This window comes from Lactonifactor longoviformis (assembly GCF_042848515.1).
In the GTDB taxonomy this organism is placed as follows: domain Bacteria; phylum Bacillota; class Clostridia; order Lachnospirales; family Lachnospiraceae; genus Lactonifactor; species Lactonifactor longoviformis.
In genome coordinates, this window is sequence record NZ_AP031453.1 from 2,265,686 (window position 1) to 2,290,855 (window position 25,170).

Here is a 25,170-nt window from a genome sequence, read left to right on the forward strand (position 1 = left end):
ATCCAGGGGGCTGCCTGCGGCTGTACCTGAAAAGACAGAAAGTGAGAATAGATATGAGAAAAAACAGTATAAAGAATACAAGGATTAATGGGGAAGTTCAAAGAGAACTGGCCAATCTAATCCGGGGGGATCTGAAAGATCCCCGTATTCACCCGCTGACATCAGTAACCGCTGTTGAGGTGGCGCCGGATCTGAAAACCTGTAAGGCCTACATCAGTGTTATGGGGGATGACAAGGCAAAGGAAGATACTCTGGCAGGTTTAAAGAGTGCAGAAGGCTTTCTGAAAAATCAGCTGGCCAAAAATATTAATCTGCGCAATACCCCCCAAATCCGATTTGTGCTGGACACCTCCATTGAATACGGTGTTAATATGTCAAAATTGATTCAGGAAGTAAACAATCAGGATTTCGAACAGAAGGAAGATGATAAGAATGATTAAACTGGCTTCGCAGCTGGAAGGTATCCGGACGGTGGCCATAGCAGGCCATGTACGTCCGGACGGAGACTGCGTGGGCTCCTGCATGGGGCTTTACCTGTACCTGAAAGAGAATTATCCTTCCCTTGAGACGGACGTATATCTGGAAGAGCCTAAAGAAGGGTTTTCCTATATCCGGGATTTGGACCAGATACAGACCATCTGCCGGGAGGAACAAACGTATGATCTGTTTATCACTCTGGACGCCAGCGCCCCAGACCGCATTGGCGTTGCGTTTTCCTGTTTTGAACATGCAGAAAAACGTCTTTGCATCGATCACCACATCAGCAATCCGGGGTTTGGCGACATAAACGTAATTGTCCCCGACAGCAGCTCCTCCTGCGAGGTGCTGTTTGAAATGCTGGAGGAAGAAAAAATTTCAACCGACTGTGCAGCGGCTCTTTATACGGGGATTGTCCATGATACAGGCGTTTTCCAGTATTCCTGCACCTCCTCCAGAACCATGACCATAGCAGGGATTCTCATGGATAAAGGGATAGACTTCAGCCATATTGTAGATGAGTCTTTTTACACAAAGAGTTATGTGCAGAATCAGGTACTGGGCCGGTGTCTCATGGAGAGCATTCTTGTGCTGGACGGCAAATGCATTGTGGGTGTTGTCAATGAAAAGGACATGGAATTCTACGGTATCCAGGCAAAAGAGCTGGACGGCATTGTGAGCCAGCTGCGTGTAACCCGGGGCGTTGAGGCGGCGGTTTTTATGTACCAGACTTCGGCCCAGGAGTATAAAGTAAGCCTGCGTTCCAACGGGGCGGTGGATGTTAGTGCAATTGCCTCGTACTTTGGGGGAGGAGGCCATGTAAAAGCAGCAGGATGCACCCTGCAGGGAAGCTCCTATGATGTGATCAATAATCTTACGCTCCACATAGAAAAACAGCTGAGAGAGAAGGAAATACTTTCATGAACGGAGTACTTAACGTTTATAAAGAAAAGGGCTATACCTCCCACGATGTGGTGGCAAAACTGAGAGGAATTCTGAAACAGAAAAAAATAGGCCATACTGGGACACTGGATCCGGATGCCGTAGGTGTCCTGCCGGTATGTCTCGGAAAAGCTACAAAGCTCTGCGACATGCTTACAGAGAAAGATAAATCTTATGAGACGGTGCTGCTGCTCGGCACGGTCACAGATACTCAGGATACTTCTGGCAGGATTCTGGAAGAATCCCCGGTTACTGTTACGGAAGAGGAGGTAAGAGACTGTATCCGCGGATTTGTGGGAGAGCAGATGCAGATCCCTCCCATGTATTCTGCCCTGAAGGTAAATGGAAAGAAACTGTACGAGCTGGCTCGGGAGGGCATAGAAGTGGAGCGAAGGGCGAGGAAGGTCTCTTTTTACAGCATTGATGTGACGGAGCTGTGCCTTCCCAGGGTAAAGCTGTCAGTTACATGTTCCAAGGGAACTTACATACGGACACTCTGCCACGATATCGGACAGAAATTAGGATGCGGTGGCTGTATGGAACAGCTGACACGCACCCGTGTGGAACGTTTCCGGATACAGGAAAGCCTTACTTTGGACGAGATTCGGCAGCGGAAGGAAAACGGCATTCTGGAACAGGATGTTCTGCCTATAGAGGAAATGTTTTCTGAATATCCCCGGATCTGTGGAAGTCCCAGCATGGATAAGGCGCTGCACAATGGAAATTCTTTTTCCTGTCCGGGCCAAATGATACCTATAAAGGATTCATGGGTCCGGGTATATGACAGCCAGGGTATGTTTATTGGCATATACCAGTATCAGGAGGAACGCCGGCGGTATATGCTGGTTAAGATGTTTAAGGAGGAGACATGATCAGTACAACAGTTGTGCCCCAGTTCGAGGAAGGACAGAAGAGTGTGATTACACTGGGAAAGTTCGATGGTCTGCACAGAGGTCATCAGAAACTGATTCACAGGGTGCTTGAGATTGGAAAAGATGGCTATCAGACAGTCATCTTTACTTTTGATGTCTCTCCTCTTGTAAAACTGGGAAAATCCAATCTGAAATCTCTTCTGACCAATGAGGAGCGGGCGGAAATGATAGAGGAGCTGGGGGTGGACTATCTTGTGGAGTGCCCCTTCACCGATGAAGTCATACACATGGAGGCTGAAAACTTTATAAAGGAATTTCTTGTGAACCGTCTGCATGCCGCCTGCATAGTCGTGGGGACAGATTTCCGCTTTGGACATGAACGGCGGGGGGATGTGCGTATGCTGGAGGACATGGCCGGTAAGTATGGCTATAACGTGGAGATAATTGAAAAGGAAAGATACGAAGACAGAGAGATCAGCAGTACATACATCAGAGAGGAACTGGAAAAAGGGAATATGGAGACGGTATCTCAGCTTCTTGGATATACGTTTTTTACCAAAGGAGAGATCGTCCGGGGAAGACAGCTGGGAAGAACCATCGGGATTCCCACTACCAATATCATCCCTTCCACGAAGAAAAAATTTCCGCCAAACGGCGTCTATGTGACAAAATCCATCATAGACGGGAACGTTTATCAGGGGATTACTAATGTGGGATACAAACCCACGGTAAAAGAAAATTTTCTGGGAGTGGAAACGTATCTCTTTGACTGCGACGAGGATTTATACGGAAAAGAGTCTGAGGTCTTATTTTTTCATTTTCTTCGGCATGAAAAAAAATTCGGGTCTATGGAACTTCTGAAGGAGCAGCTCCTGCAGGATAATGAAAAGGGCAGGGAATATTTTCGTTTGGGATATGGACAAATTAAAAATTTTATCTTATAGTAGAAGTGCTGCGTTAAAAAGATGTTAAATTTTCATCTTGAAAGCAGGCGTTTGTGCCTGGTATGGCGCATGTTACGCAGGGGTACGCTAAGGCGTTCCTGAATAAATCCAGACATATTTTTTACTAAGGAGATACTATGAATTTAGGAATTATTATGACGTTAGTTGGCGGTCTAGGTTTGTTTTTGTACGGCATGAAGCTTATGAGCGACGGTCTGGAAAAAGCAGCCGGTGCCAAGATGAGGAGTATCCTGGAATTCTTTACTAAGAATCGTTTTATCGGCATGATGGTAGGTATTCTGTTTACGGCCATCGTCCAGTCCTCCAGCGCTACCACAGTAATGGTGGTAAGCTTTGTAAACTCCGGACTTATGTCACTGCTGCAGGCAGCGGGAGTTATCATGGGTGCCAATATCGGTACTACAGTTACCTCACAGTTAATTGCGTTTAATCTCTCTGAAATAGCGCCGCTTTTTGTTATGGCAGGTGTTATTATGGTGATGTTCTGCGAAAAAAACTCTGTGAAAAAGGCAGGGGAGGTTGTCCTTGGATTTGGTATTCTTTTTGTGGGTCTGTCAACCATGTCCGGAGCTATGTCTACATTAAAAGAATCCCCGCAGATTGTGGACATGCTTGCCTCTTTGAAGAACCACTATGTGGCGATCCTGGTAGGATTTGTAATTACCGCAATTCTCCAGAGCTCTTCCGCTACGGTAGGTATTGTTCTTCTTCTGGCCACCCAGGGGCTTTTGAAGCTTCCTATTTGCTTTTTCATCATCTTGGGATGCAATATGGGGTCCTGTGTATCTGCACTGCTTGCCAGCCTGGGCGGCAAGAAAGATGCCAAACGGGCAGCATGGATTCACTTTTTGTTTAATATTGTAGGTTCCGCCATTATCCTGGTGTTCCTGACAGTTGCACTGGAGCCGATTACCGGAATTATTCAGAGGCTTTCCGGCGACAGCGTGGCCCGGCAGGTGGCGAATGCCCATACGTTAATTAAAGTCTGTGAAGTTATCATACTGTTCCCGTTTATCCAGTGGATTGTAAAGCTTACGTACCTGATCGTTCCCGGGGACGACAAGAAAAAAGGGGAAGAAGAGTTCGAATTGGTTTATATTGGGGACAAAGCAGTGTTTTCTCCCACAACAGCGGTGGTTGAAGCAACCAGAGAACTGGAACGTATGGGAAATATGGCAATTACGAATCTTACCAGGGCAATGAACTGTCTGGTCACTCTGGATGAGGAGGAGCTGAAAAAGGTATATTCTATGGAAAAGAATATAGACTTTTTAAACCATGCAATCACGGATTATCTCGTGAAAATTAACCAGACCACACTTCCGATTGACGATGCAAAAAGTATCGGAGGATTATTTCACGTAGTCAATGATATTGAGCGTATCGGGGATCACGCCGAGAACGTGGCAGATGCCTGCAGGACAAGGATGGAAGAGAAAGTCAGTTTCAGTAAAGAAGCGCAGGCAGAGCTGTCCGGTATGCTGGATGCCGTGATAAAAATCACAACGTATTCCCTGGATATGTTTTCCAACAACAACCGGATCCATATGCAGGAGATCCTGGAGCTGGAAGATAACATTGACAAAATGGAGCGGGAGCTTCAGCAGAATCATGTACAGCGTCTCACCAGAGGGGAATGTACACCCAACGCGGGAATGCTCTACTCAGATATTGTATCCGGCCTGGAAAGGGTGGCAGATCACGCTACCAATATTGCCTTTTCTATCCTGGAGGAGGATCCGGAGGAAGACATGAAAGGTGCTGTTCAGGCATAAATATTGAAAACCCGGCATATACTTACCATATGCCGGGATTTTTTGTCGTTTTGTCCCGACGGAATGTTGTTGACATTCTGTACTTGCATGGTACAATGAGTACGTAACATAAATGTAACAATTTTAAAACAAACGTAACAAAGGAGGCTTTATAAAAAGTATTATGCACAGAAAAGGACGTAATTTACTGGGAGCCATGTCTGTACTGGTGCTTCTGGGCGTTTCCTCTGAAAGCATCTGGGCAGATCCTCCCGCAGGGTACCAGGAATCTCAGGGCGAAACGAGTGAGACTGTGTCTGATACAAAGGATAAAGAGTATGGAATTGCTGATGTAAATACAAATCTGAATATAAGAAGCGGCGGAGGGATGGAGTATTCTGTTATTGGAAAGCTCCCAAGGGATGCCGTTTGTATCATAGAAGGAGAGGAGAATGGGTGGGCTTGTATCGTCTCGGGAGATGTACGGGGATACGTGTCAAGCAGATATCTTCTCACCGGAGAGACAGCCAGAGAGTATGCGGAAGAGGGGCAGGAAGAGAATTTGACCTATGCCCACTGGATTGGCAGCGGGGCTGAAACTGCCGGTGCCGGGATGGATCACACTGACTCTGAGACTACAGAACCGGCCAAAGAAACACCCGATCCCGAAGAAGAAGCTGGTGTTCCGGAAGAGACTTCCTCCCAATTGGAAGAGGAAGTAAGTATTCCGGAAGAAGAAACAAGTATTTCCCAAGAGGAGATAACAGATCCGGCTGAGGAAGAGCCTGCGGCGGAAACTGCAGGTGTGGCTGAAGCCTCTGAGAGTATCCGATCCCAGATGGTGGAGTTCGCTGAACAATTTTTGGGCAATCCCTATGTGTGGGGCGGGACAAGCCTTACTGACGGTGCGGACTGTTCCGGTTTTGTACAGAGTATTTATGCCAATTTTGGATATTCACTGCCCCGTGTATCCAGGGATCAGGCACAGACCGGAACCAGAATCTCCATTGAGGAGGCCCAGCCCGGAGACCTTATTTTTTATGCCAGGGACGGTGAAATTTATCATGTGGTTATGTATATTGGAGATGGCCAGGTGATCCATGCAAGCAGCAGGGAAACCGGAATTAAAATCTCGAATATATACTATGACAATGCTGTCTGGGCGGTAAGAATTCTGGATGAATAGAGAGAAAAACAGTTTACAATGGAAATGCCTTGTGTTATACTATGAAGGTGTGAAAATAGCCCTGATTCAGAAATTGGACACTCCGACCGTTTCTTAATCTGAGGCGATTATAATGATTAAGGAGGAAGCACAACATGATTTCAAAAGAAAAGAAACAGGCAATTATGGCAGAGTATGCAAGAACACCGGGTGACACAGGTTCACCAGAGGTTCAGATCGCAGTTTTAACTGCAAGAATCCAGGAGCTTACAGAGCATTTAAAAGAGCACCATAAAGACCATCACTCCAGAAGAGGACTTCTGAAAATGGTAGGTCAGAGACGTGGATTACTTGCTTATTTAAAGAAGACTGATATTGAAAGATACCGTGCTTTAATTGAAAAATTAGGAATCAGAAAATAATCAGGCATTTAAGGGGCGGAGTTATCCGCCCTGTTTTGCGGTAGTAAGAACTTTGCCGAGACCACTGAAAAGGACATTTTACGAAATGTATTTTTCAGTTGTTTCGGAGTCTTCTACCAGCACAAGAAAAGGAGAATATATTTATGTATAAGAGTTTTTCAATGGAACTGGCTGGAAGAACCCTGACAGTTGATGTGAACCGTGTGGCAAAACAGGCAAACGGAGCAGTGATGATGCATTATGGAGACACCACCGTGCTTTCTACCGCAACTGCCTCAGAAAAGCCTAGGGACGGGATTGATTTCTTCCCGTTAAGTGTAGAATATGAAGAAAAGTTATATGCCGTGGGCAAGATTCCGGGCGGATTTAATAAAAGAGAAGGGAAGGCCAGTGAGCATGCAATTCTTACCTCACGTGTAATTGACCGTCCCATGCGTCCTTTATTTCCAAAGGATTACCGCAACGATGTAACTTTGAATAACCTGGTGCTTTCGGTAGACCCTGACTGTAATCCGGAGCTTCCGGCAATGCTTGGATCTGCAATTGCCACCTGTATCTCCGATATTCCTTTTGACGGTCCCTGTGCTATGACACAGCTGGGGCTGGTAGACGGAGAGTTTGTGGTGAATCCAAACAATGCCCAGAGAGCTGTATCCGATCTGGCGCTTACTGTGGCGTCAACCAGGGAAAAAGTCATCATGATAGAGGCCGGAGCCAATGAAGTTCCGGAAGATAAGATGATCGAGGCTATTTTTAAATGCCATGAGGTGAATCAGGAAGTTATCAAGTTTATTGATACCATTGTGGCGGAATGCGGAAAAGAAAAGCACACATATGAGAGCTGTGCAGTTCCTGAAGAACTGTTTGCTGCAATCAGGGAACGGGTGACTCCTGAAGAGATGGAGGAAGCAGTATTTACAGATGACAAGCAGACAAGGGAAGGCAACATCAGTGTGATTAAGGATAAGCTGGCGGAGGCCTTTGCTGAGAATGAGGAGTGGCTCAATCTTTTGGATGATGCTGTGTATCAGTATCAGAAAAAGACAGTCCGCAAGATGATTTTGAAGGATCAAAAGCGTCCGGACGGCAGAGGGATTACGGAAATACGTCCTCTGGCAGCGGAAGTAGACCTGATTCCAAGAGTTCACGGTTCCGCTATGTTTACCCGGGGACAGACACAAATCTGCACCATTACCACACTGGCGCCTTTGGCTGAAGCCCAGAGAATCGACGGGCTGGACGTGGACGAGACCTCAAAAAGATATATGCATCACTACAATTTCCCGTCATACTCAGTAGGGGAGACGAAACCGTCCAGAGGACCGGGACGCCGGGAAATCGGCCATGGAGCGCTTGCAGAGAGAGCTCTGATTCCGGTACTGCCTCCTGTAGACGAGTTTCCGTATGCGATCCGTACGGTTTCCGAAACTTTTGAATCCAACGGTTCCACCTCACAGGCAAGTATCTGTGCATCTACCATGTCCCTGATGGCGGCAGGTGTCCCCATCAAAAAGCCGGTAGCCGGTATCTCCACCGGTCTGGTAACCGGGGATTCAGATGATGATTATCTGGTGCTGACGGATATCCAGGGTCTGGAAGACTTTTTTGGTGATATGGACTTCAAGGTGGCAGGTACCCATGACGGTATCACTGCGATTCAGATGGATATTAAGATTCATGGACTCACAAGACCGATTATAGAGGAAGCTATCGCGAAGACGAAGGCAGCCAGAGAATATATTCTCACAGAAGTTATGGAGCCGTGCATCAGCAAGCCCAGAGAGAGCGTAGGGCCTTATGCTCCTAAGATCATGCAGATTCAGATCGATCCCTCCAAGATTGGCGATGTGGTAGGCCAGAGGGGTAAGACAATCAATACCATTATCGAGGAGACAGGCGTTAAAATTGATATTGATGATGATGGATCCGTATCTGTATGCGGCGTAGATCAGGAGAGCATGGAAAAAGCCATGGACATGATCAAAATCATCACTACAGACTTTGAGGCCGGACAGATTTTTGTAGGCAAGGTAGTCAGTATTAAGGAATTTGGTGCATTCCTGGAATTTGCTCCGGGAAAAGAAGGTATGGTTCATATTTCCAAGATATCCAAACAACGCATCAACCGGGTGGAAGATGAGCTGACCCTGGGAGATATGGTAAAAGTTATCTGCCTTGGGAAAGATAAGATGGGAAGAATCAGCTTCAGTATGAAGGATGTTCCGGAAGAAGAAAAGTAAAGGTTGCAGATTAGGACGGGGGAAAGCGTATTTTCTCCGTCCTTTTTAGACAGCGGCAGAGAAAAGGAGAATACACATGAAGAAAATTGCAAAATTCCACAAAGTAAGCTGGGAACAATTTCTGAAGGACTGGAAAGATACCTTTGGGGAAAAGTATAACGAAGAAGAGATAAGAGAGATCTACAGCAGCATATCCCTTCCCAAAAGAGCTACCAGGGGATCTGCGGGCTATGATTTCTATACGCCGGTGAGTGTAACTGTAAAGCCAGGGGAAACCGTAAAAATACCCACAGGTATCCGTGCGGAAATGGAGCCGGAATGGGTTCTGAAATGTTACCCCAGAAGCGGTCTGGGTTTTAAGTTCCGCATGCAGCTGAATAATACCGTTGGGATTATTGACAGCGATTACTTTTACTCAGAAAATGAAGGGCATATTTTTTCTAAGATTACTAATGATTCCAGAGAAGGAAAGACCATAGAGCTGAACGCAGGAAGCGGATTTATGCAGGGGATCTTTGTAGAATACGGAATTACCGTTGATGATGATGCCTGTGAGGTACGAAACGGCGGCTTTGGCAGCACCGACAGGTAAGAAAGAATCCGCAGACTGATAAAAAATCCTCTTTGCATTCTATGAAAAATGTGGTAGAATAGTTTGATAGCCAAAGTATCTAGTTTTTAAAACCAGATACTTACAGTGTGGATGAACTAGGAGGATTTATTTATGATAGTAGAACCAAAGGTGAGAGAGTATATTTGCACTACCGCCCACCCGGCGGGATGCGGGGAAAATGTAAAGCGGCAGATTCGGTACGTTAAGGAGAAGGGCAGGATGGATGGTCCCAAAAAGGTATTGGTCATCGGCGCTTCTACAGGATACGGCCTTGCTTCCAGAATTACAGCGGCATTCGGGTGCGGAGCGTCTACTTTGGGGATCATGTTTGAAAAACCGTCTAACGGAAAGCGTACAGCAACCCCCGGCTGGTATAATACAGCAGCTTTTGAGAAAAACGCCCGAAAGGAAGGTCTGTATGCCAGGTCTGTCAACGGTGACGCGTTTTCACAGGAGATAAAAGAAAAGGCAATTGACATAATCAGAAAAGACCTGGGAAAAGTAGATATGGTGATCTACAGTCTTGCGGCACCCCGCAGGACCACTTTGGACGGTACGGTCTATTCTTCCGTGTTAAGGACTACCGGCCGCCCGTTTACAAATAAAAGCCTGGATCTGCGAAATAACACCATCGGGGAAAAGACGGTAGAACCTGCGACCCCGGAAGAGATGGAAGGAACTATAAAGGTTATGGGAGGGGAGGACTGGAAAGACTGGATAGAAGCGCTGACCGGAGCTGATGTATTGGAAAAAGGAGCGATTACGGTTGCTTATTCCTATATAGGGCCTGCGCTTACCTATCCCATGTATTCTGACGGTACCATCGGACAGGCCAAGAAGCATCTGATGCACACTGCGGTAGAAATAAACCGGGAGTATCCTGGGGTGAACGCATATATATCAGTCAATAAGGCTCTGGTTACCCAGGCAAGCTCTGCCATTCCCATTGTGCCTCTGTATTTTGCTATTCTCTATAAGGTAATGAAAGAACAGGGGATCCACGAAGATTGTATTCAGCAGATTAGCCGTCTTTTTCATGATAAGCTGCTCTCAGATCCCGTAAATATGGATGAGGAGTACAAGATTCGTATGGATGACTGGGAACTGAAGGCAGAGATCCAGGAAGAGGTTATGAAATGCTGGGAAAATATTAGCACAGAGAATGTGGAGGAGCTGTCAGATATAAAAGGATATTGGGAGGACTTCTACCATATGTTCGGGTTCCATTTTGATAACATTGACTATAGCCAGGATGTTGAGATAGAAGTTCCTATCCCAAGTCTGGAAGCATAAGACCTTTATCATAGGCATAAAAATAGAAAGCTGTCAGATAAGCAGCTTTCTATTTTTATGCCTATGATTCTGTACTGCCTGCATCCTCTTTCAGATTAGACATAAACTCATCAAATGCCTCTGCAGCAGCCATGTATTCATCATTTCTCTCGATATTTTCAATTACAGGCTGATCCCCATCTTCTGAGAAGCGGAAAAGATATACATCGCCGTTGGTATTCTTGCCGTTTTCATCCAGGGGAAGAAGGGCAATGTATTCCTGGTCGTTGACGTCGAATGTGGTAAGTACTGCACATTCCAGCTCCGTATCGTCCTCCAGTGTCAGCTTTATGGTAGGGTTGGGCACTCTGGGAACAGAGCCGCAGCCGCCTCCGCAGGAAGCGCAGTCGCTGGGGTCACAGCCGCCCATAAATTTTTCGTCGCTCATGATGATACCTCTCTTTAGAAATTATTGTAGCAGTAAGGTGCTACAATAGATACTCTAACAGATTAAGAATGTGTTTGCAATATAATTACCGAAATAAATTGTGTTTCAATGCACCTGTTCTTTTGCCAGCTTTGTCTCAGCTGTCCCCTCTAAGACACAGTCTCCATTCTGATTATAGCAGTTTGTCTGCATAATAACCCGGTTTCTCTCCTTTTTTTCTCTGCAGGTAACGACTGCAGTGATGGTATCGCCGATGAACACAGGACCCTTGAATTCTACATATTGGGAGATATAGATAGAACCTGGAAAGGCGGCAGTCAGGGCGGCGGGTATAAGCGCTGAAGTAAGCGCGCCGTGTGCGATTCGTTTCCCAAACGGAGTAGTTTTGGCGTATTCATCGTTCATGTGCAATTGATTTTGATCCCCGGATACCGCAGCGAATAGTAATATGTCTGCTGCGGTGATTGTTTTGCTGAAGCTTTCCGAGTCTCCAACTTTAATCTGTGAATAAACGTAAGACATTTTAATCCCTCCTTAGTAATATGTTTATAATGGCATTATACACAAATAAGTAAGAAAAGTAAACTAAAAAATAAACAAAAAGACGAATAAATGAAAAAAAGATATTTACAAAGTGTAAAAAATGTGTATAATGTAACTATAAACATATTATGTTTATAAATGGAAATGCAATAAGACATATTATGTTTACGCGCGCGCTGTACTGTCTACTACTGAATGAAGAGTGAGGTTATAAAAATGAGCAGAGATTTAGAGAACAAGATTGCGATTGTTACAGGAGCAGCAAGAGGGATTGGATTCGGGATCGCCGGGAAGTTAGCGGAGAAAGGTGCAACCGTTGTAATCTCTGATGTCAATGAAGAAAGTGCAAGGCAGGCTGCAGACAAGATAAAAGATATGGGTGGAAAAGCAACTTACATATTGGCTGATGTCTCAGATTTTGATCAGGCACATAATTTGATTCAATCTACGATAGAGCAGCAGGGAGATCTCCACATTCTAGTGAATAATGCGGGAATTAACAGAGACATGATGCTTCACAAGATGACAAAAGAAAGCTGGGATGCAGTGATAGCAGTAAATCTCACCGGAGTGTTTAATTGTATGCAGCCTGCAGCAGTTCATATGAGAGAGAAGGAATACGGCCGTATAATAAATATTTCATCGGCTTCGTACCTGAACGGAAATATAGGACAGGCGAATTACAGCGCGGCAAAGGCAGGAGTGATTGCGTTGACACGCACGGCAGCAAAAGAGCTGGGAAAGAAAAATGTCACGGTCAATGCTATCGTACCGGGGTTTATTGATACGGAGATGACCAGAGGGGTTCCAGAAAAGGCCTGGGATATCATGGTCAGCAAAATCTCAATGGGACGGGCCGGAAAGCCGGAGGACATTGGCAATATGATAGCATTCCTGGCCTCCGACGAGGCTTCATATATTACGCAGGGAATCTTTGAGGTAGGCGGCGGAATGGTACTTTAATCAGTTAGAGTACAAAAGATCAGTAAAAAGAATACGCTCATGGAGGAAGCTGTAATGAAAAAAGAAAGTATTGTTATTGTTTCCGGCTGCAGAACTGCGGTTGGAAGTATGGGAGGGTCATTAAAAGAACTGCAGGCCAGTGACATGGGAGGCATTGTGATTAAAGAGGCTGTAAAACGCGCAGGTCTTAAACCGGAGGATGTGGATGAGGTAGTATACGGCTGTGTGGGTCAGGCGGCAGAAAATGCATTTGCAGCACGTCTTTCCTCTGTAAAGGCAGGTATTCCCGTGGAAGCTACAGCTATAACAGTAAACAGATTATGTTCCTCCGGTTTGCAGGCAATTGTAACAGCCGCACAGGAGATTCGCGACGGGTTGTGTGAAATTGCAGTAGCCGGCGGATGCGAAAGTATGACGAATATTCCCTTTTATCTCAGAAATGCCCGTTATGGTTACAGAATGGGACATGGGGAGCTGGAGGATGGATTGGTAACTGCAGTTTCCGATCCATTCACCAGAAATCATATGGGCATCACAGCTGAGAACGTTGCTGAGAAGTATCATATTACAAGGGAAGATCAGGATCGGCTGGCACTTATGAGCCAGCAGCGGGCAGCCGCTGCAAGAGAAACCGGTCTGTTTAAAGATGAGATTGTCCCTGTGGAAGTAAGGGTAAATAAAAAGGAGACAAAAATATTTGATGAGGATGAGTATATCAGGCCGAATACAACGATGGAAAAACTGGCAAAACTGAGTCCTGCATTTAAGGAGAATGGAACAGTAACCGCTGGAAACGCCTCCGGTATAAACGATGCGGCTGCGGCTGTCGTCGTCATGAAGGAATCAAAAGCGGCAGATTTAGGGCTCAAGCCTATTGTAAGACTTGTGGATGCAGCAGCTGCAGGCGTTGATCCCCAGATAATGGGGATAGGCCCTGTCCCCGCAGTCCGAAAACTGCTGAAAAAAACAGGGCTGACAAAAAAGGATATTGGACTGATAGAGTTAAATGAGGCATTTGCATCTCAGGCTGCGGCGTGCATCAGAGAGCTTGGGCTGGACGAAACTATTGTAAATGTAAATGGAAGCGGGATTGCCCTGGGACATCCTATTGGAGCTACAGGCTGCATCATTACTATTAAATTGATGAATGAGATGGTCAGAAGGAATGTACAATATGGAATTGCCACACTGTGCATCGGCGGAGGTCAGGGCCTGGCTGTTCTTTACGAACTGTGTAAATAGCGGGAAGGAGTTTGCAGCAATACTATGAAAAAACCAGTTTTTATATCGGCCGGGGAAGCCGCAGACATGATAAAGAATGGTAGTACACTGTGTACCACGGGAATGACGTTAGTATCTACTTGCGAAAGTATCTTAAAGGCGATAGAAAAAAAATTTATGGAGACGGGAGAGCCCAGGGATTTAACACTGTTTCATACCTGCGGGCAGTCAGACAAAAGAGACGGCTTACAGCATATTGCCCATGAACATCTGATTAAAAGAGTGGTCGGGGGACACTGGGGACTGTGCCCTGCCTTTATGGAACTGATTAGCAGCAACAAAGTGGAAGCCTATAATCTGCCTCAGGGACAGATGGCCAATATGTTTCACAGTATGGCACTGCGGGAGCCGGGGAAAATTAGTAAAATTGGCCTGGGTACATACATCGATCCCCGAGTGGAAGGCGGAAAGATGAACGACAGAACAAAGGATTTGGAGGATATTGTGGGTGTAGTCACCATAGACGGTGAAGAATACCTGCAGTATAAGGAAATACCCATTGATACCCTTCTGATAAGAGGAACCTACTGTGACGAAATGGGAAATCTGTCGACGGAGGAGGAAGCCATGGTGTTGGAAATCCTGCCTGCAGTTATGGCCGCAAAGCGTTTCGGCGGAAAGGTGATTTGCCAGGTGAAACACGTAGTAAAAACGGGAACGATCAATCCCAAAGAAGTGGTGGTGCCCGGAGTGCTGGTAGATGCGGTTGTGGTATGTGATGACTTACTGCAGGATCACAGACAGACATCATCGTGGTATTATGATCCTTCCTACAGTGGTCAGGCAGTTTTGAGAGAGGAGAACAAAGCCGCCGCAGCAAAGCTCTCTGTCAGAAAAGCAATTGGTAGGCGGGCTGCCATGCTTTTAGAGGAAGGTGCCATTATTAACGTAGGAACAGGAATACCCAATGATGTTATGGGACCCATATTGGCAGAGGAAGATATTCAGGATAAGATAACCATCACAGTCGAATCAGGGATTTACGGCGGTGTACCGGCGGGAGGAATTGATTTCGGTATCTCCAGAAATGCAATGGCTTTAATTGCCCATGACAGACAATTTGAATACTATACTGGAACCGGCATTGACTTTACTTTTATGGGTGCCGGAGAGATGGATCAGTATGGAAATGTGAATGCGACTAAGATGGGCTCTAAAGCAGCAGGAGCAGGAGGGTTTGTAGATATTACAACAACGGCAAAGAATGTCATATTCTGTTCCACGTTCACCGGTGGAGGACTGGAAGTAGATATGGACGAAAAGGGACTGCGGATCAAACAGGAAGGCCGGTTCAAAAAACTAGTAAAGAACGTACAGCAGATCTCTTACAACGGAAGAATTGCCCGGGAGAGGGGGCAGAAGATGTACTTTGTAACAGAACGAGCCGTGTTCAGATTGACAAAGGAGGGTCCTTTACTGACAGAAATTGCAGAAGGTGTGGATTTGCAGAGAGACATACTGGAGCAAATGGAATTTGAGCCTCTTCTTGCGGAGGAGTTAATAAAAACTCCTGTCAGTATATACAGGCAGGGGGCCATAGGAATAAAGGAGATGCTGGAGAAGAAAGAGGGGTATCAATGAAAGGGATGAAATTACATCATATAGGTATTGTTATGACACAGCCTGACAGAGTACAGCGCTTTATGGAAAAGTTCGATTTGGAGGAAGATTACACGGAATATGTGGAAGCATATCAGGCAGACTGCATATTTATGAGGCACAGGGAGGACGATTCCGCTATAGAGCTTGTTGTACCCAAAGAAGGCATTTTGACAGAGTATAATAACGGGAAAGGGGGAATCCATCATATTGCCTTTGAGGTGGAAGATGTGTCCAAAGTGCGTGAGGAGTTCGAAGCGAAAGGTCTTAAGATGTTAGAGGAAAGGGCGGTGAAGGGGGCGGGCGATATCATTGTTAATTTTTTGCGGCCCCGCCACGGAGAGGGAATTCTGGTTGAGTTTGTAGAAAAGATTAAAAAAATGTAGGAGGATTGCTATGGGAATGAAAGCGCTGGAAGGTGTAAGAATTGCCGATTTCACCCGTTTTGTATCGGGTCCGTTCTGCACGCAGCTCCTCGCAGACATGGGTGCTGAAGTAATAAAGATCGAAAAAGGGGCGGGGGATGATACCAGACATTTTGGCCCCTGGTTGGGAGAAAAGAGCATTTATTTTAATTTGGTAAACAGAAACAAGAAGAGTGTCAGGATAAACTACAGGACACCGGAGGGCATGGAACTTGTAAAAGAAATCATCAGTCACTGCGATGTTATTGTGGAGAACTTCAGACCGGGTACTCTGGATAAGATGGGCTTAACCAGAGAGGTGCTGGATAAGCTGAATCCAGGAATTATTGTAACCCATGTTTCCGGATTCGGACAGACAGGTCCTTATAAAGACAGAGCTGCTTTTGACTGTATCGCTCAGGCTATGTCTGGTATTATGAGCCTGACTGGCGATCCGGGAACAAAACCAATGATGATTGGCTCCGTGTATCTGGATTATATAGGAGGAACGTTCGGCGCTTTAGGAACTATGATTGCTCTGTACAGCAGGAAAAAAGCAGGAGACGGTCAGGATGTGGATATCTCTATGCTGGATGCCGGTATTGCCTATTCTCTTTTTTCAACACAGGATTACATAGCCAACGGGATTGTTATGGGACAGGCAGGCAACCGGGACCGCGCCCTGAGTCCTGCCAACACATTTAAGGCAAAGGACGGAAAATATGTATTTATCCATGCAGGAAGCGATACCTTTTTTGATACCTTTGCAAGGATTATCAAAAGAGAGGATCTGTTGGAGGAGGAACAGTACAAATACAGCAGACAGAGGATGGCTAATCCGGACTATATAGAGGAAGTAACGGGGCAGTGGACGGCCTGCCATGAGGCCTATGAGATTGAAACACTGCTCACAGATGCTGGCATCCCCTGTTCGGTAGTGGCAGATACGGTAGATGTGGTAAATAATCCCCAGGTAAAGGCCAGGGAAATGCTGCGCATATTAGAATATCCGGATGGTACCAAAATGCCTGTAACCGGCATAAATCTCAAGCTGTCTAAGACACCCGGTGAGATTTACGCATTGCCCCCGGTACTTGGAGAGCACACGGAGGCAGTTTTGAGGGATATTGTGAAACTGGATGAAGAAAAAATAGAAGAACTGAAAAGCAAAGCTGTCATCTAGCCGATGGCCCGGAGGAAATTAGAATGAATGCAGAAAAAGCAGCAAAATTATATACTTATGAAGATGGAAAACTGCCGGAATATTTTCAGGAATTAATCGGAGTACTTAAACTGCGTGCAGCCCCTACGGCTATTAAATTTTTTGAAGATCTCAGGGAAATGAGAGCGGTAAAGAAGATCCGCATCCCGGCAGAGGGGGAGATCTTTACCGCCTGCCAGATGGTGGGGCAGGCCACGAGGCTGAATTACACGGTTGGTTTTACAAAAGAGCATATGCCCACCATTCAGTGCTCCGGTGTCTGTGGATTTATTCCGAAAGAAGATTATATTCACAGCCCGCACCTTGCAGGCACCTGGTTTGAAAAGCCTGAAGAGTCAGCCAGACATCAGGAATCTATGTATCATCTGGATAAAATGTATGAGGGGGTGGCGGCCTCTCCTGCGGTACTCGGCAGACTGAATCCGCCGGATGTATGCCTCGTATACGGCACGCCGCAGCAGATTATGTTTATGTGCTGTGCACTGCAGTATGATGATTATGAGGTAATAGAATCCTCGTTTGTTGGAGAGACCTCATGTACAGATTCCTGGATCCGTGCATTTGTAACGCAGAAGCCATGCTTTACGATGCCTTGTTTTGGAGAAAGACGGTTCGGGGGAGTTTGGGATGATGAGATGGTTCTGGCCTTCCCTCCGGCATACATTTGCAAAATTCTGGATGGTCTAAAAAAATTAGCAGGAAACGGACTTAGATATCCGGCCGCCCAATACGGGATTCAAAGGGATGCACGGGAGGGATTAAGTGTTTCCTATGATTTAAACGCAGTGAGCAAGAGCAGCAAATAAGAACAGCTAACAAAACCAGCCAACAAAACCAGGAAAAGGAGAAAGGTTTATGAGAAAAAGAAGTATTTTTATGAAATCAATTGCAGTGTCTGCAGCAATGCTGATGATGGCAGGGTGCGGTTCTTTCGGTACCGGCAAATCCTCAGACTCCTCTGTCCCAAAGGATACTGCCGGTGAAGAGAAAAAAGAGACTTCCGGCGGGGAAACGTACACCTTGAAAATTGGACACACTGTCTCAGAGACGGATCCTACCCAACTGGGATATCTCCATTTCAAAGAGCTGATTGAGGAGAAGTCGGATGGAAGGATTGAAGTGCAGATTTTTCCAAATCAGTCAATTGCGGAGACAGACAGAGATGCCCTTGAAAAGGTAAGGGATAATACACTGCAGATGGCCAATACAATGCCCGGACTTTTTGCAGGTATCTCAAATATGGAAGAATACTATGTATGGAATATTCCTTATATATACAAATCCAATGAAGAGATGTATAAATTAGCGGAATCTGACTGGATGCTGGAATTAAACGAGAAGTTCAAAGAAACTACAGGAGTGCGTATTATTGCGGATGCTTCTTTTAATATGGGATGGTATGCATTTGGAACCACAAAAAAGGATGTTCCAAAATTGGATGACTTTAAGGGACTTAAAATCAGAATCAATGAAACGCCACAGCAGATTGCATTGGTGGAAAGTATCGGCATTACTCCTGTATTTATCTCATTTAATGAAGTCTACCAGGCGTGCCAGCAGGGCATGGTTGACGGTATGATGACTGCCCAGAACCTTTTCTACAGCAATCGGTATTATGAGGTGCTGAAGTCTCTGAAAATATTAAAGAACGGAGCCGCATTCCATCAGTATATTGTAAATGAAGAGTGGTACCAGAGCCTTCCGGATGACTTAAGGACGGTGTTTGATGAATGTGTGTCAGAAATGACGGAATATATCCGTGAAGAAGAAGTGACATATACGGATAAAGCAATGAAAGCTTTAGCAGACGAGGGCATGACGGTATATGAGGTTACGGAGGAAGAGACAAAAGTACTCGAGGATGCATGCCGTACACATATTTTCCCTGACAAAGAGGCGGCATTGGTTGATGAACAGTATATTAACAAAGCACTGGAAATAGTGGCACAATAGCAACTGCGGGGCGGCCCCCGCGGGGGCGCCTCTGTTGCGGCAAGGGAGGTTGACATGCAGTTACATTTTAATGATAAAAAACTCTGGAATCACCTGGAGGAATATCTGTGTGCTTGTCTGTTTGGGATTATGCTGATTATGCTTTTCACACAGGTAGTGCTCAGATTTCTCTTTCATCTTTCATCACCGGTTCTTGAAGAGTATTCCCTGTATATGTTTGTCTGGTTTGTCTTTCTGGCGTCCAGCAACGCCATTCTGAGAAACGAGCATATCCGCATTGAAGTTATCACAGCAAGGCTTCCGGAAAAGGTACAGGCTGGGCTGTATCTGGTTATGATGGTAATAAATATCGGCTATTCAGCAGTAGTAATGTATGCGGGGTGGTTTAAGGTGATGGATCAATATCTGCTGGGAACGGTATCTGCCACCACGTTTCCGCTGTTTATTATGTCCCTGGCGCTCCCTGTGGGAATGTTTGCGTCTATTGTGAGATCGCTGCAGAATATTTATCTCACCATTAAGCTTGATCTTATTAAAAAGGAAGGAGGGGATGTATAAATGGCGGGTTTAGTTTTGATAGGAACTTTGTTTTTGTTTATTCTCATTGGATTTCCCATCGCCGTATCCATCGGCCTTTCCTGTGTTCTGTATGTGCTGGCGTTTCACACAGTACCCATGGATTTTATTATACAATCTTTCCTGAATGGCACCTACAGCTTTACACTGCTGGCGATACCTTTCTTTGTATTATCAGGGGAACTAATGATCAATGGAGGTATTTCCCAGCGACTGATTAATTTCTGTATGTCATTAATTAAAAATAGAAAAGGCGGACTGGGAATGGTTACGGTAATTGCCTGTATGTTTTTTGCGGCGATTTCTGGTTCCGGACCTGCCACTGTGGCTTGTATCGGAGGTATCATGATTCCCCAGATGATTCGTTACGGGTATGATAAGGAATTCTCTACCTCCATAACGGCTGCTGCAGGTTCATTAGGACCTATTATACCACCTAGTATTATGTTTTTGCTGTATGGGGTAGTGAACCAGGTATCTGTCTCTAAACTGTTTATGGGAGGCGTTGTGCCCGGAGTCTTAATGGGTATAGCTCTGCTCTTTATGACAAAGCTTATCTGCGGAAAAAAGAATTTCACACCGCCCCCTGAGGTGGCGGAGGAGAGTGAAAAGCTATTTAATGTAAAAATATCAAGGTCTTTTCGTGAGTCTTTTTGGGCTCTGCTGGTGCCGGTTATTATCTTAGGGGGTATATACGGAGGGATCTTTTCTCCCACAGAGGCAGCGGTAGTTGCCTGTATGTATGCATTGTTTGTGGGATTTTTTATTTACAAGGAGCTAAGGATAAAGGACTTGCCGATGATTTTTATACGGGCGTTTCGGAGCTGCAGCTTCCTAATCGTAATATCATTTTCCGTAGCCTTTGGAAAATTGATGGCAATGGAGGGGGTTCCTACAGCCATTGCAGATGCGGTGTTAGGAGTTTCTCAGAATAAATATGTGGTACTGCTGCTGATAAATCTGCTGCTATTAGGTGTGGGAATGATTATGGATGCCGCACCGGCAACCATTATTCTAGGCCCCCTTCTGCTGGGAATCGTGCAGCCTTTGGGCGTAGATCCGATTCATTTTGGGGTAATTATGATTATGAATTTATCAATCGGGATGGTTACGCCGCCTGTGGGAGTGAACCTTTTTGTAGGTACCAAGATAAGCAAAATACCTATGGAAAATACATTTGGATATACCTTAAAATTGCTGGCAGGTATGATAATTGTCTTAATGCTGGTAACTTATATCCCGTTTTTCTCCATGGCACTGCCGAACCTGTTCGTCTGATCCTCAGGGACTGCTTGATTTTCCATTAAATGTCAGGTATGATATAGAATGAAACATAATACGTTTAAAGGAGAAGCAGTCCCTATGAGTTCGAAAAAAAAACAAAAATTTAAATATGATATAGTCGCAGATGAGATTCTGGCAAGTATTGCTGCGGGAAAGTGGAAACCGGGGGATAAAATGCCCTCGGAATCGGAATTGATAGTGATGTATAAAGTAAGCCGTGTAACTTTGAGAGAGAGTCTGAAAAAATTAAGTATGATGGGAGTTTTATCAATTGTTCAGGGCGACGGAACGTACGTGAATGAAATTAGGCCTTCTGAATTTATGAAGCCTCTGTTTCCGCTGATGGCTTATAAGCAGAGTAATATTGAAGAGATCTATGATGCCCGCACGTATATTGAAAGCGGTGCCTGTGAGCTGGCTGCTCAGAGACGTACCCAGGAGGATGTGGAGTATCTTCAGAGGCTTTTGGAGCATATGAATGATTCTGTAACCATGAATCGTCAGGATATGTATTCCAAATACGATCATAAGTTTCACCGGGCACTTTGCGAGATTGCAGGAAATGAGATGCTTCTTACTATATTTGATCTGTTCGAGCAAGTAATAAGCGGATATATTGAACAGATAAATATTTCCCCCGGCATTGTAATGAATTCAATGATTGACCATCAGATCTTATTTCAGGCTGTTGAGGAGAAAAGACATGAGTACGCCCGGCTCATTATGTTTGAACATTTGAGAAAATCAAAGGTACGGCTGATTGAGATTTTAAATAAAAGAGAGACATTGTGATGCAGGCAGATGTGCCTGCGGAGAGGGTGAAAAATGGTAACGTGGAAAAACTATTGGCGGGGTAATGAGTGGGAAGAACTAAAGAAAATAAAAATAGGCGGCAGAGAAGTGGAAACCTTTAAAAATATGCCGCCAAATCTGTATGATGCACTTGCGGAAAGTGTATCGAGATTCCCCGAAAAGATTGCCCTGACAGATCCTTGGGAGCGTAGGTACAGCTATAAAGATTTCCTGAAAAAAGTAGATGATTTTGCATTGTCTCTTTCCTGTGTATATGGGATAAAAAAGGGGGATCATGCAGCTTTAATGTTATATAATGGAATCGAATTCTGTGTAGCATTCCTTGCACTCTGCAAATTAGGAGCTGTCACAGTCTCGCTGCCCAGTAAATATAAAAAACAGGAGGTGCTGTCCCTCTGTATGAAAGCAGAAGCCTCCTATATTATATGTGACGAAGATTTTTATGAGTGGTTTGAAAACGCAGAAGAATACTCCTTCGTGCGAATTAAAGCGGAAAATGCAGAGAAGGGATATGGATTTGCATATCTTGCCAGGAGTACAAAGGGATATGCACCTCTTGTATCCCGGGGGGCACTGGAAGATCCGGTGCTGATCATGTTTACCTCAGGTACTACATCTCAGAGCAAGGGGGTGTTATTAAAGAATTACAATGTGATGCATTCTGTTGTAACCTATGAAAAGACTTTAAAGCTTACGTCAGAAGACAGATCAGTTATCGCCACTTCCATTTACCATATAACAGGGATGATCACTTTATTAGGTGAATTTCTCTATATTGGCGCATCCTTGTATCTGCACAGAAAATTTGAACCGGAAAAGGTGCTGCAGTGTGCTCTTGAGAATAAGCTTACTTTTATCCATGCATCACCTACTGTATTTTGTATGCTTATGGATAAGAAAGATATGTTTCCGTCAATTCCATCGCTAAATAGCTTTGCTTGTGGAAGCAGCAATATGTCTCCGGAAAACATACGCAGAATATATGAGTGGCTGCCCCAGGTTAAATTCCATACCATCTACGGGCTGACAGAGACAGCCGGGGCAGGTACGGTATTCCCGGGAGGAGCAGCTGAGAGCAGATACATAGGAGCTTCCGGCATACCCATGCCAAATCTGGAAGTAAGGATTGCGGATGACACAGGAAAGGAAGTTCCGCCTGGCATAGTAGGTGAAGTAATGCTGAAGGGAACCTTCGTTTTGGAAGAATATTATCATGGGGTAAGCAGCTCTGCGATTACAGAAGACGGATGGCTGAAAACCGGAGATTTGGGATACTGCAACAGGGAAGGATATCTTTACGTCGTTGACAGAAAAAAAGATATGATAAACCGCGGCGGGGAAAAGATATGCAGCTTTGATGTGGAAAATGAAATCATGCAGTTAAATGGTATTCTGGAGGCAGCCGTCGTAGGGGTGCCGGATGAAAAATACGGAGAGATACCCGTGGCAGTCATACGCTTTGCCCCTGGGGTAGAGTGGAAGGAAGGGGCAGTGCAGAAGGAACTGGAACACAGGATTGCAAAATATAAAATCCCCTGTCGTATTCTTCCCTTGTCGGATATACCAAAGACGGCAAATGGAAAAATAGATAAAAATGCCATACGTCACTTATTCGTACCTTAGGAGAGACTGTGAGTAAAGAATAAAATAGGGGGCGGGATAACAGACAGCGGTTGTATGTTGTATTGATCAGAACAGCATACAGCAGCTGTTTTTTATTGAATCCTGCATTGCTTTTTTTTTCTCCCCCCTCTATAATAACAGAAGAGGAGATGGGAGGAATTATACGTGAAGAAGGATGTTGCGCACACATTAAAGCGTGCGGACAAGTTAAACGTTATTTTAATCGGAGAAGGGCTTCTGGTGGGTATTACAGGGGGAGGGATCGCTTTGTTATACCGCATTATGCTCAGCTATGCCGGAAAAGCTCTGAACTGGGTGCTGGATTTTGCCAGGGGTGTGCCCTGGAGGATGGCTTTGTGGTTTGCGGTTCTTGCTGTTCTGGCTCTGCTTGTGGGACGGCTGGTAAAGTGGGAGCCTTTGATATCAGGGAGCGGGATTCCCCAGTTGGAGGGAGAGATGACAGGTAAGCTGGAGCAGACCTGGTGGCGGGTGATGGCTGCGAAGCTGGCAGGCGGGTGTCTGGCTCTGCTGGGCGGTCTGTCTCTTGGGCGGGAAGGCCCTTCTATTCAGCTGGGAGCCATGGCCGGAAAAGGAATCTCCAGGCTGTTGGACCGGGGAAAGACAGAAGAAAAGTTTCTTCTGACCTGCGGAGCAAGTGCAGGGCTTTCCGCAGCCTTCCATGCTCCGCTGGCAGGTGTAATGTTCTCTCTGGAGGAGGTTCATAAAAACTTTTCTGTGTCAGTTTTAGTGTCAGTTATGACAGCTTCTCTGACAGCAGATTTTATGGCTTCCCATGTTTTGGGACTTGATCCGGTATTTCAGTTTGACATCGGGCGTGAACTGCCGCAGAAATATTACTGGGCAATTATACTTCTTGGTATACTTTTAGGAATACTGGGGGCTTTCTATAATTATGCAACACTGAAAGCCCAGGAGATTTATCAGAAGCAAAAGTTTCTGAATGAGTCCACCAGACTGTTGATTCCGTTTTTGCTGGCAGGCGTTTTAGGGTTTACGATGCCTGAGGTGCTGGGAAGCGGTCATGAGCTTGTGGAAATGATTACTCATGAGAACATGGTGCTGGGCACTGTGCTTGTGCTTTTAGCTGTGAAGTTTTTATTTTCAGCCATAAGTTTTGGATCCGGAGCTCCTGGAGGAATCTTTTTTCCGCTTCTGGTTTTAGGGGCTTTTATAGGCGGTGCCTTTGGAATTGCCGGGGCAGAGTTTTTTGGCCTGGAGGCGGAATACATTAATAATTTTATCCTTTTGGCTATGGCAGGATATTTTACGGCAATTGTCAGAGCGCCCCTGACAGGAATTATTCTTATATTTGAAATGACAGGGACTGTAGATCAGATGCTGTCCCTTTCTTTAGTTTCTATTGTGGCCTATATCGTGGCAACTCTACTGCGCTCCGCCCCAATATACGAGAGTCTTTTGGAGCGCCTTTTAGAGAAGAGGGGAATTCAGACCCCAAAAACCATGGGGCAGAAGGTATTATCAGAATATGTAGTGATGCATGGTTCAGAGATTAACGGACAGCTGGTGAGAGAGATTCCGCTGCCTGAGAATTGTCTTCTGGTCGCAATTCAAAGGGGAGGGAAGGAAATCATTCCCAAAGGCAAGACCAGAGTATTTGCAAGTGATACACTCATTACCATGACAGATGAGAGAGATGCCGGAACCGTCCATGACAAGATGGAGAAGCTGTGTTCTGAAGAATAAAGTATAGAGGGAAA

24 protein-coding genes are annotated in these 25,170 nt (G+C 45.4%); 22 read left to right on the forward strand and 2 right to left on the reverse strand.

Annotated elements, in window-relative coordinates:
* Window positions 1-53: 53 nt before the first annotated feature.
* The 10 genes from rbfA (at window position 54) to fabV (ending at window position 10,743) form a co-directional block, all read left to right on the forward strand.
* On the forward strand, window positions 54-440 hold the full coding sequence (gene rbfA / locus ACGHCT_RS10350) for a 30S ribosome-binding factor RbfA (RefSeq protein ID WP_154257997.1): 387 nt from the start codon (window positions 54-56) through the stop codon (window positions 438-440).
* Entirely contained in the window at window positions 433-1,401 is a 969-nt protein-coding gene (locus ACGHCT_RS10355; protein WP_154257998.1) for a bifunctional oligoribonuclease/PAP phosphatase NrnA, read from the forward strand. Before rbfA ends, ACGHCT_RS10355 begins: the two co-directional genes overlap by 8 nt.
* Window positions 1,398-2,291 carry a tRNA pseudouridine(55) synthase TruB gene (truB, locus tag ACGHCT_RS10360; protein WP_154257999.1) on the forward strand — a complete coding sequence of 298 codons (894 nt, stop codon included), beginning with the start codon at window positions 1,398-1,400 and terminating at the stop codon, window positions 2,289-2,291. The genes ACGHCT_RS10355 and truB overlap by 4 nt, the downstream gene beginning before the upstream one ends.
* Complete coding sequence (locus ACGHCT_RS10365; protein ID WP_256281731.1) at window positions 2,288-3,235, forward strand: bifunctional riboflavin kinase/FAD synthetase; 948 nt, start codon at window positions 2,288-2,290, stop codon at window positions 3,233-3,235. Before truB ends, ACGHCT_RS10365 begins: the two co-directional genes overlap by 4 nt.
* A gap of 137 nt (window positions 3,236-3,372) precedes the next feature.
* Window positions 3,373-5,031, forward strand: a complete 1,659-nt coding sequence (locus tag ACGHCT_RS10370) for a Na/Pi cotransporter family protein (protein WP_154258001.1) — start codon at window positions 3,373-3,375, stop codon at window positions 5,029-5,031.
* A gap of 163 nt (window positions 5,032-5,194) precedes the next feature.
* A complete protein-coding gene (locus tag ACGHCT_RS10375) occupies window positions 5,195-6,196 on the forward strand; it encodes an SH3 domain-containing C40 family peptidase (RefSeq protein ID WP_256281729.1) in 1,002 nt (333 codons plus the stop codon).
* Between the two features lie 134 nt (window positions 6,197-6,330).
* Window positions 6,331-6,597 (forward strand): 30S ribosomal protein S15, encoded by a 267-nt coding sequence (rpsO, locus tag ACGHCT_RS10380; RefSeq protein ID WP_072850127.1) that lies wholly within the window; start codon window positions 6,331-6,333, stop codon window positions 6,595-6,597.
* A gap of 143 nt (window positions 6,598-6,740) precedes the next feature.
* Window positions 6,741-8,837 (forward strand): polyribonucleotide nucleotidyltransferase, encoded by a 2,097-nt coding sequence (locus ACGHCT_RS10385; RefSeq protein ID WP_154258003.1) that lies wholly within the window; start codon window positions 6,741-6,743, stop codon window positions 8,835-8,837.
* 76 nt (window positions 8,838-8,913) lie between these two features.
* Window positions 8,914-9,429 carry a deoxyuridine 5'-triphosphate nucleotidohydrolase gene (locus ACGHCT_RS10390; RefSeq protein ID WP_154258004.1) on the forward strand — a complete coding sequence of 172 codons (516 nt, stop codon included), beginning with the start codon at window positions 8,914-8,916 and terminating at the stop codon, window positions 9,427-9,429.
* A gap of 132 nt (window positions 9,430-9,561) precedes the next feature.
* Window positions 9,562-10,743, forward strand: a complete 1,182-nt coding sequence (fabV, locus tag ACGHCT_RS10395) for an enoyl-ACP reductase FabV (RefSeq protein ID WP_256281726.1) — start codon at window positions 9,562-9,564, stop codon at window positions 10,741-10,743.
* 61 nt (window positions 10,744-10,804) lie between these two features.
* On the opposite strand, the gene ACGHCT_RS10400 is transcribed toward fabV, so the two are convergent.
* Both ACGHCT_RS10400 and ACGHCT_RS10405 read right to left on the reverse strand, forming a co-directional pair.
* Window positions 10,805-11,170, reverse strand: coding sequence for a DUF1292 domain-containing protein (locus ACGHCT_RS10400; protein ID WP_072850120.1), 366 nt, complete (start codon window positions 11,168-11,170; stop codon window positions 10,805-10,807).
* 105 nt (window positions 11,171-11,275) lie between these two features.
* Window positions 11,276-11,692, reverse strand: coding sequence for a MaoC family dehydratase (locus ACGHCT_RS10405; protein ID WP_072850118.1), 417 nt, complete (start codon window positions 11,690-11,692; stop codon window positions 11,276-11,278).
* Between the two features lie 237 nt (window positions 11,693-11,929).
* Here ACGHCT_RS10405 and fabG point away from each other — a divergent pair, with 237 nt between their 5' ends.
* The 12 genes from fabG (at window position 11,930) to ACGHCT_RS10465 (ending at window position 25,156) form a co-directional block, all read left to right on the forward strand.
* Window positions 11,930-12,676 carry a 3-oxoacyl-ACP reductase FabG gene (gene fabG, locus ACGHCT_RS10410; protein WP_390439897.1) on the forward strand — a complete coding sequence of 249 codons (747 nt, stop codon included), beginning with the start codon at window positions 11,930-11,932 and terminating at the stop codon, window positions 12,674-12,676.
* 54 nt (window positions 12,677-12,730) lie between these two features.
* Complete coding sequence (locus ACGHCT_RS10415; RefSeq protein ID WP_390439900.1) at window positions 12,731-13,918, forward strand: thiolase family protein; 1,188 nt, start codon at window positions 12,731-12,733, stop codon at window positions 13,916-13,918.
* A 24-nt stretch (window positions 13,919-13,942) separates the two neighbouring features.
* A complete protein-coding gene (locus tag ACGHCT_RS10420; RefSeq protein WP_072850112.1) occupies window positions 13,943-15,538 on the forward strand; it encodes an acyl CoA:acetate/3-ketoacid CoA transferase in 1,596 nt (531 codons plus the stop codon).
* Window positions 15,535-15,942: a VOC family protein gene (locus ACGHCT_RS10425; RefSeq protein ID WP_072850110.1), complete on the forward strand. Its 408-nt coding sequence runs from the start codon at window positions 15,535-15,537 to the stop codon at window positions 15,940-15,942. Before ACGHCT_RS10420 ends, ACGHCT_RS10425 begins: the two co-directional genes overlap by 4 nt.
* A 10-nt stretch (window positions 15,943-15,952) precedes the next feature.
* A complete protein-coding gene (locus tag ACGHCT_RS10430; protein ID WP_390439904.1) occupies window positions 15,953-17,143 on the forward strand; it encodes a CaiB/BaiF CoA transferase family protein in 1,191 nt (396 codons plus the stop codon).
* Window positions 17,144-17,166: 23 nt separating this feature from the next.
* A complete protein-coding gene (locus tag ACGHCT_RS10435) occupies window positions 17,167-17,988 on the forward strand; it encodes a DUF169 domain-containing protein (RefSeq protein ID WP_084067710.1) in 822 nt (273 codons plus the stop codon).
* A gap of 49 nt (window positions 17,989-18,037) precedes the next feature.
* Window positions 18,038-19,135, forward strand: coding sequence for a TRAP transporter substrate-binding protein (locus tag ACGHCT_RS10440; RefSeq protein ID WP_072850108.1), 1,098 nt, complete (start codon window positions 18,038-18,040; stop codon window positions 19,133-19,135).
* Between the two features lie 54 nt (window positions 19,136-19,189).
* Entirely contained in the window at window positions 19,190-19,693 is a 504-nt protein-coding gene (locus ACGHCT_RS10445) for a TRAP transporter small permease (protein WP_072850106.1), read from the forward strand.
* Window positions 19,694-20,989 (forward strand): TRAP transporter large permease, encoded by a 1,296-nt coding sequence (locus ACGHCT_RS10450; RefSeq protein WP_072850104.1) that lies wholly within the window; start codon window positions 19,694-19,696, stop codon window positions 20,987-20,989. It abuts the gene before it with no gap.
* Between the two features lie 84 nt (window positions 20,990-21,073).
* Complete coding sequence (locus ACGHCT_RS10455; protein WP_072850102.1) at window positions 21,074-21,787, forward strand: FadR/GntR family transcriptional regulator; 714 nt, start codon at window positions 21,074-21,076, stop codon at window positions 21,785-21,787.
* A 33-nt stretch (window positions 21,788-21,820) separates the two neighbouring features.
* The gene (locus ACGHCT_RS10460) at window positions 21,821-23,431 is read left to right on the forward strand and encodes a class I adenylate-forming enzyme family protein (protein WP_390439910.1); all 1,611 of its coding nucleotides are present in this window, start codon (window positions 21,821-21,823) and stop codon (window positions 23,429-23,431) included.
* 165 nt (window positions 23,432-23,596) lie between these two features.
* Complete coding sequence (locus ACGHCT_RS10465) at window positions 23,597-25,156, forward strand: ClC family H(+)/Cl(-) exchange transporter (protein WP_072850098.1); 1,560 nt, start codon at window positions 23,597-23,599, stop codon at window positions 25,154-25,156.
* Window positions 25,157-25,170 lie beyond the last annotated feature (14 nt).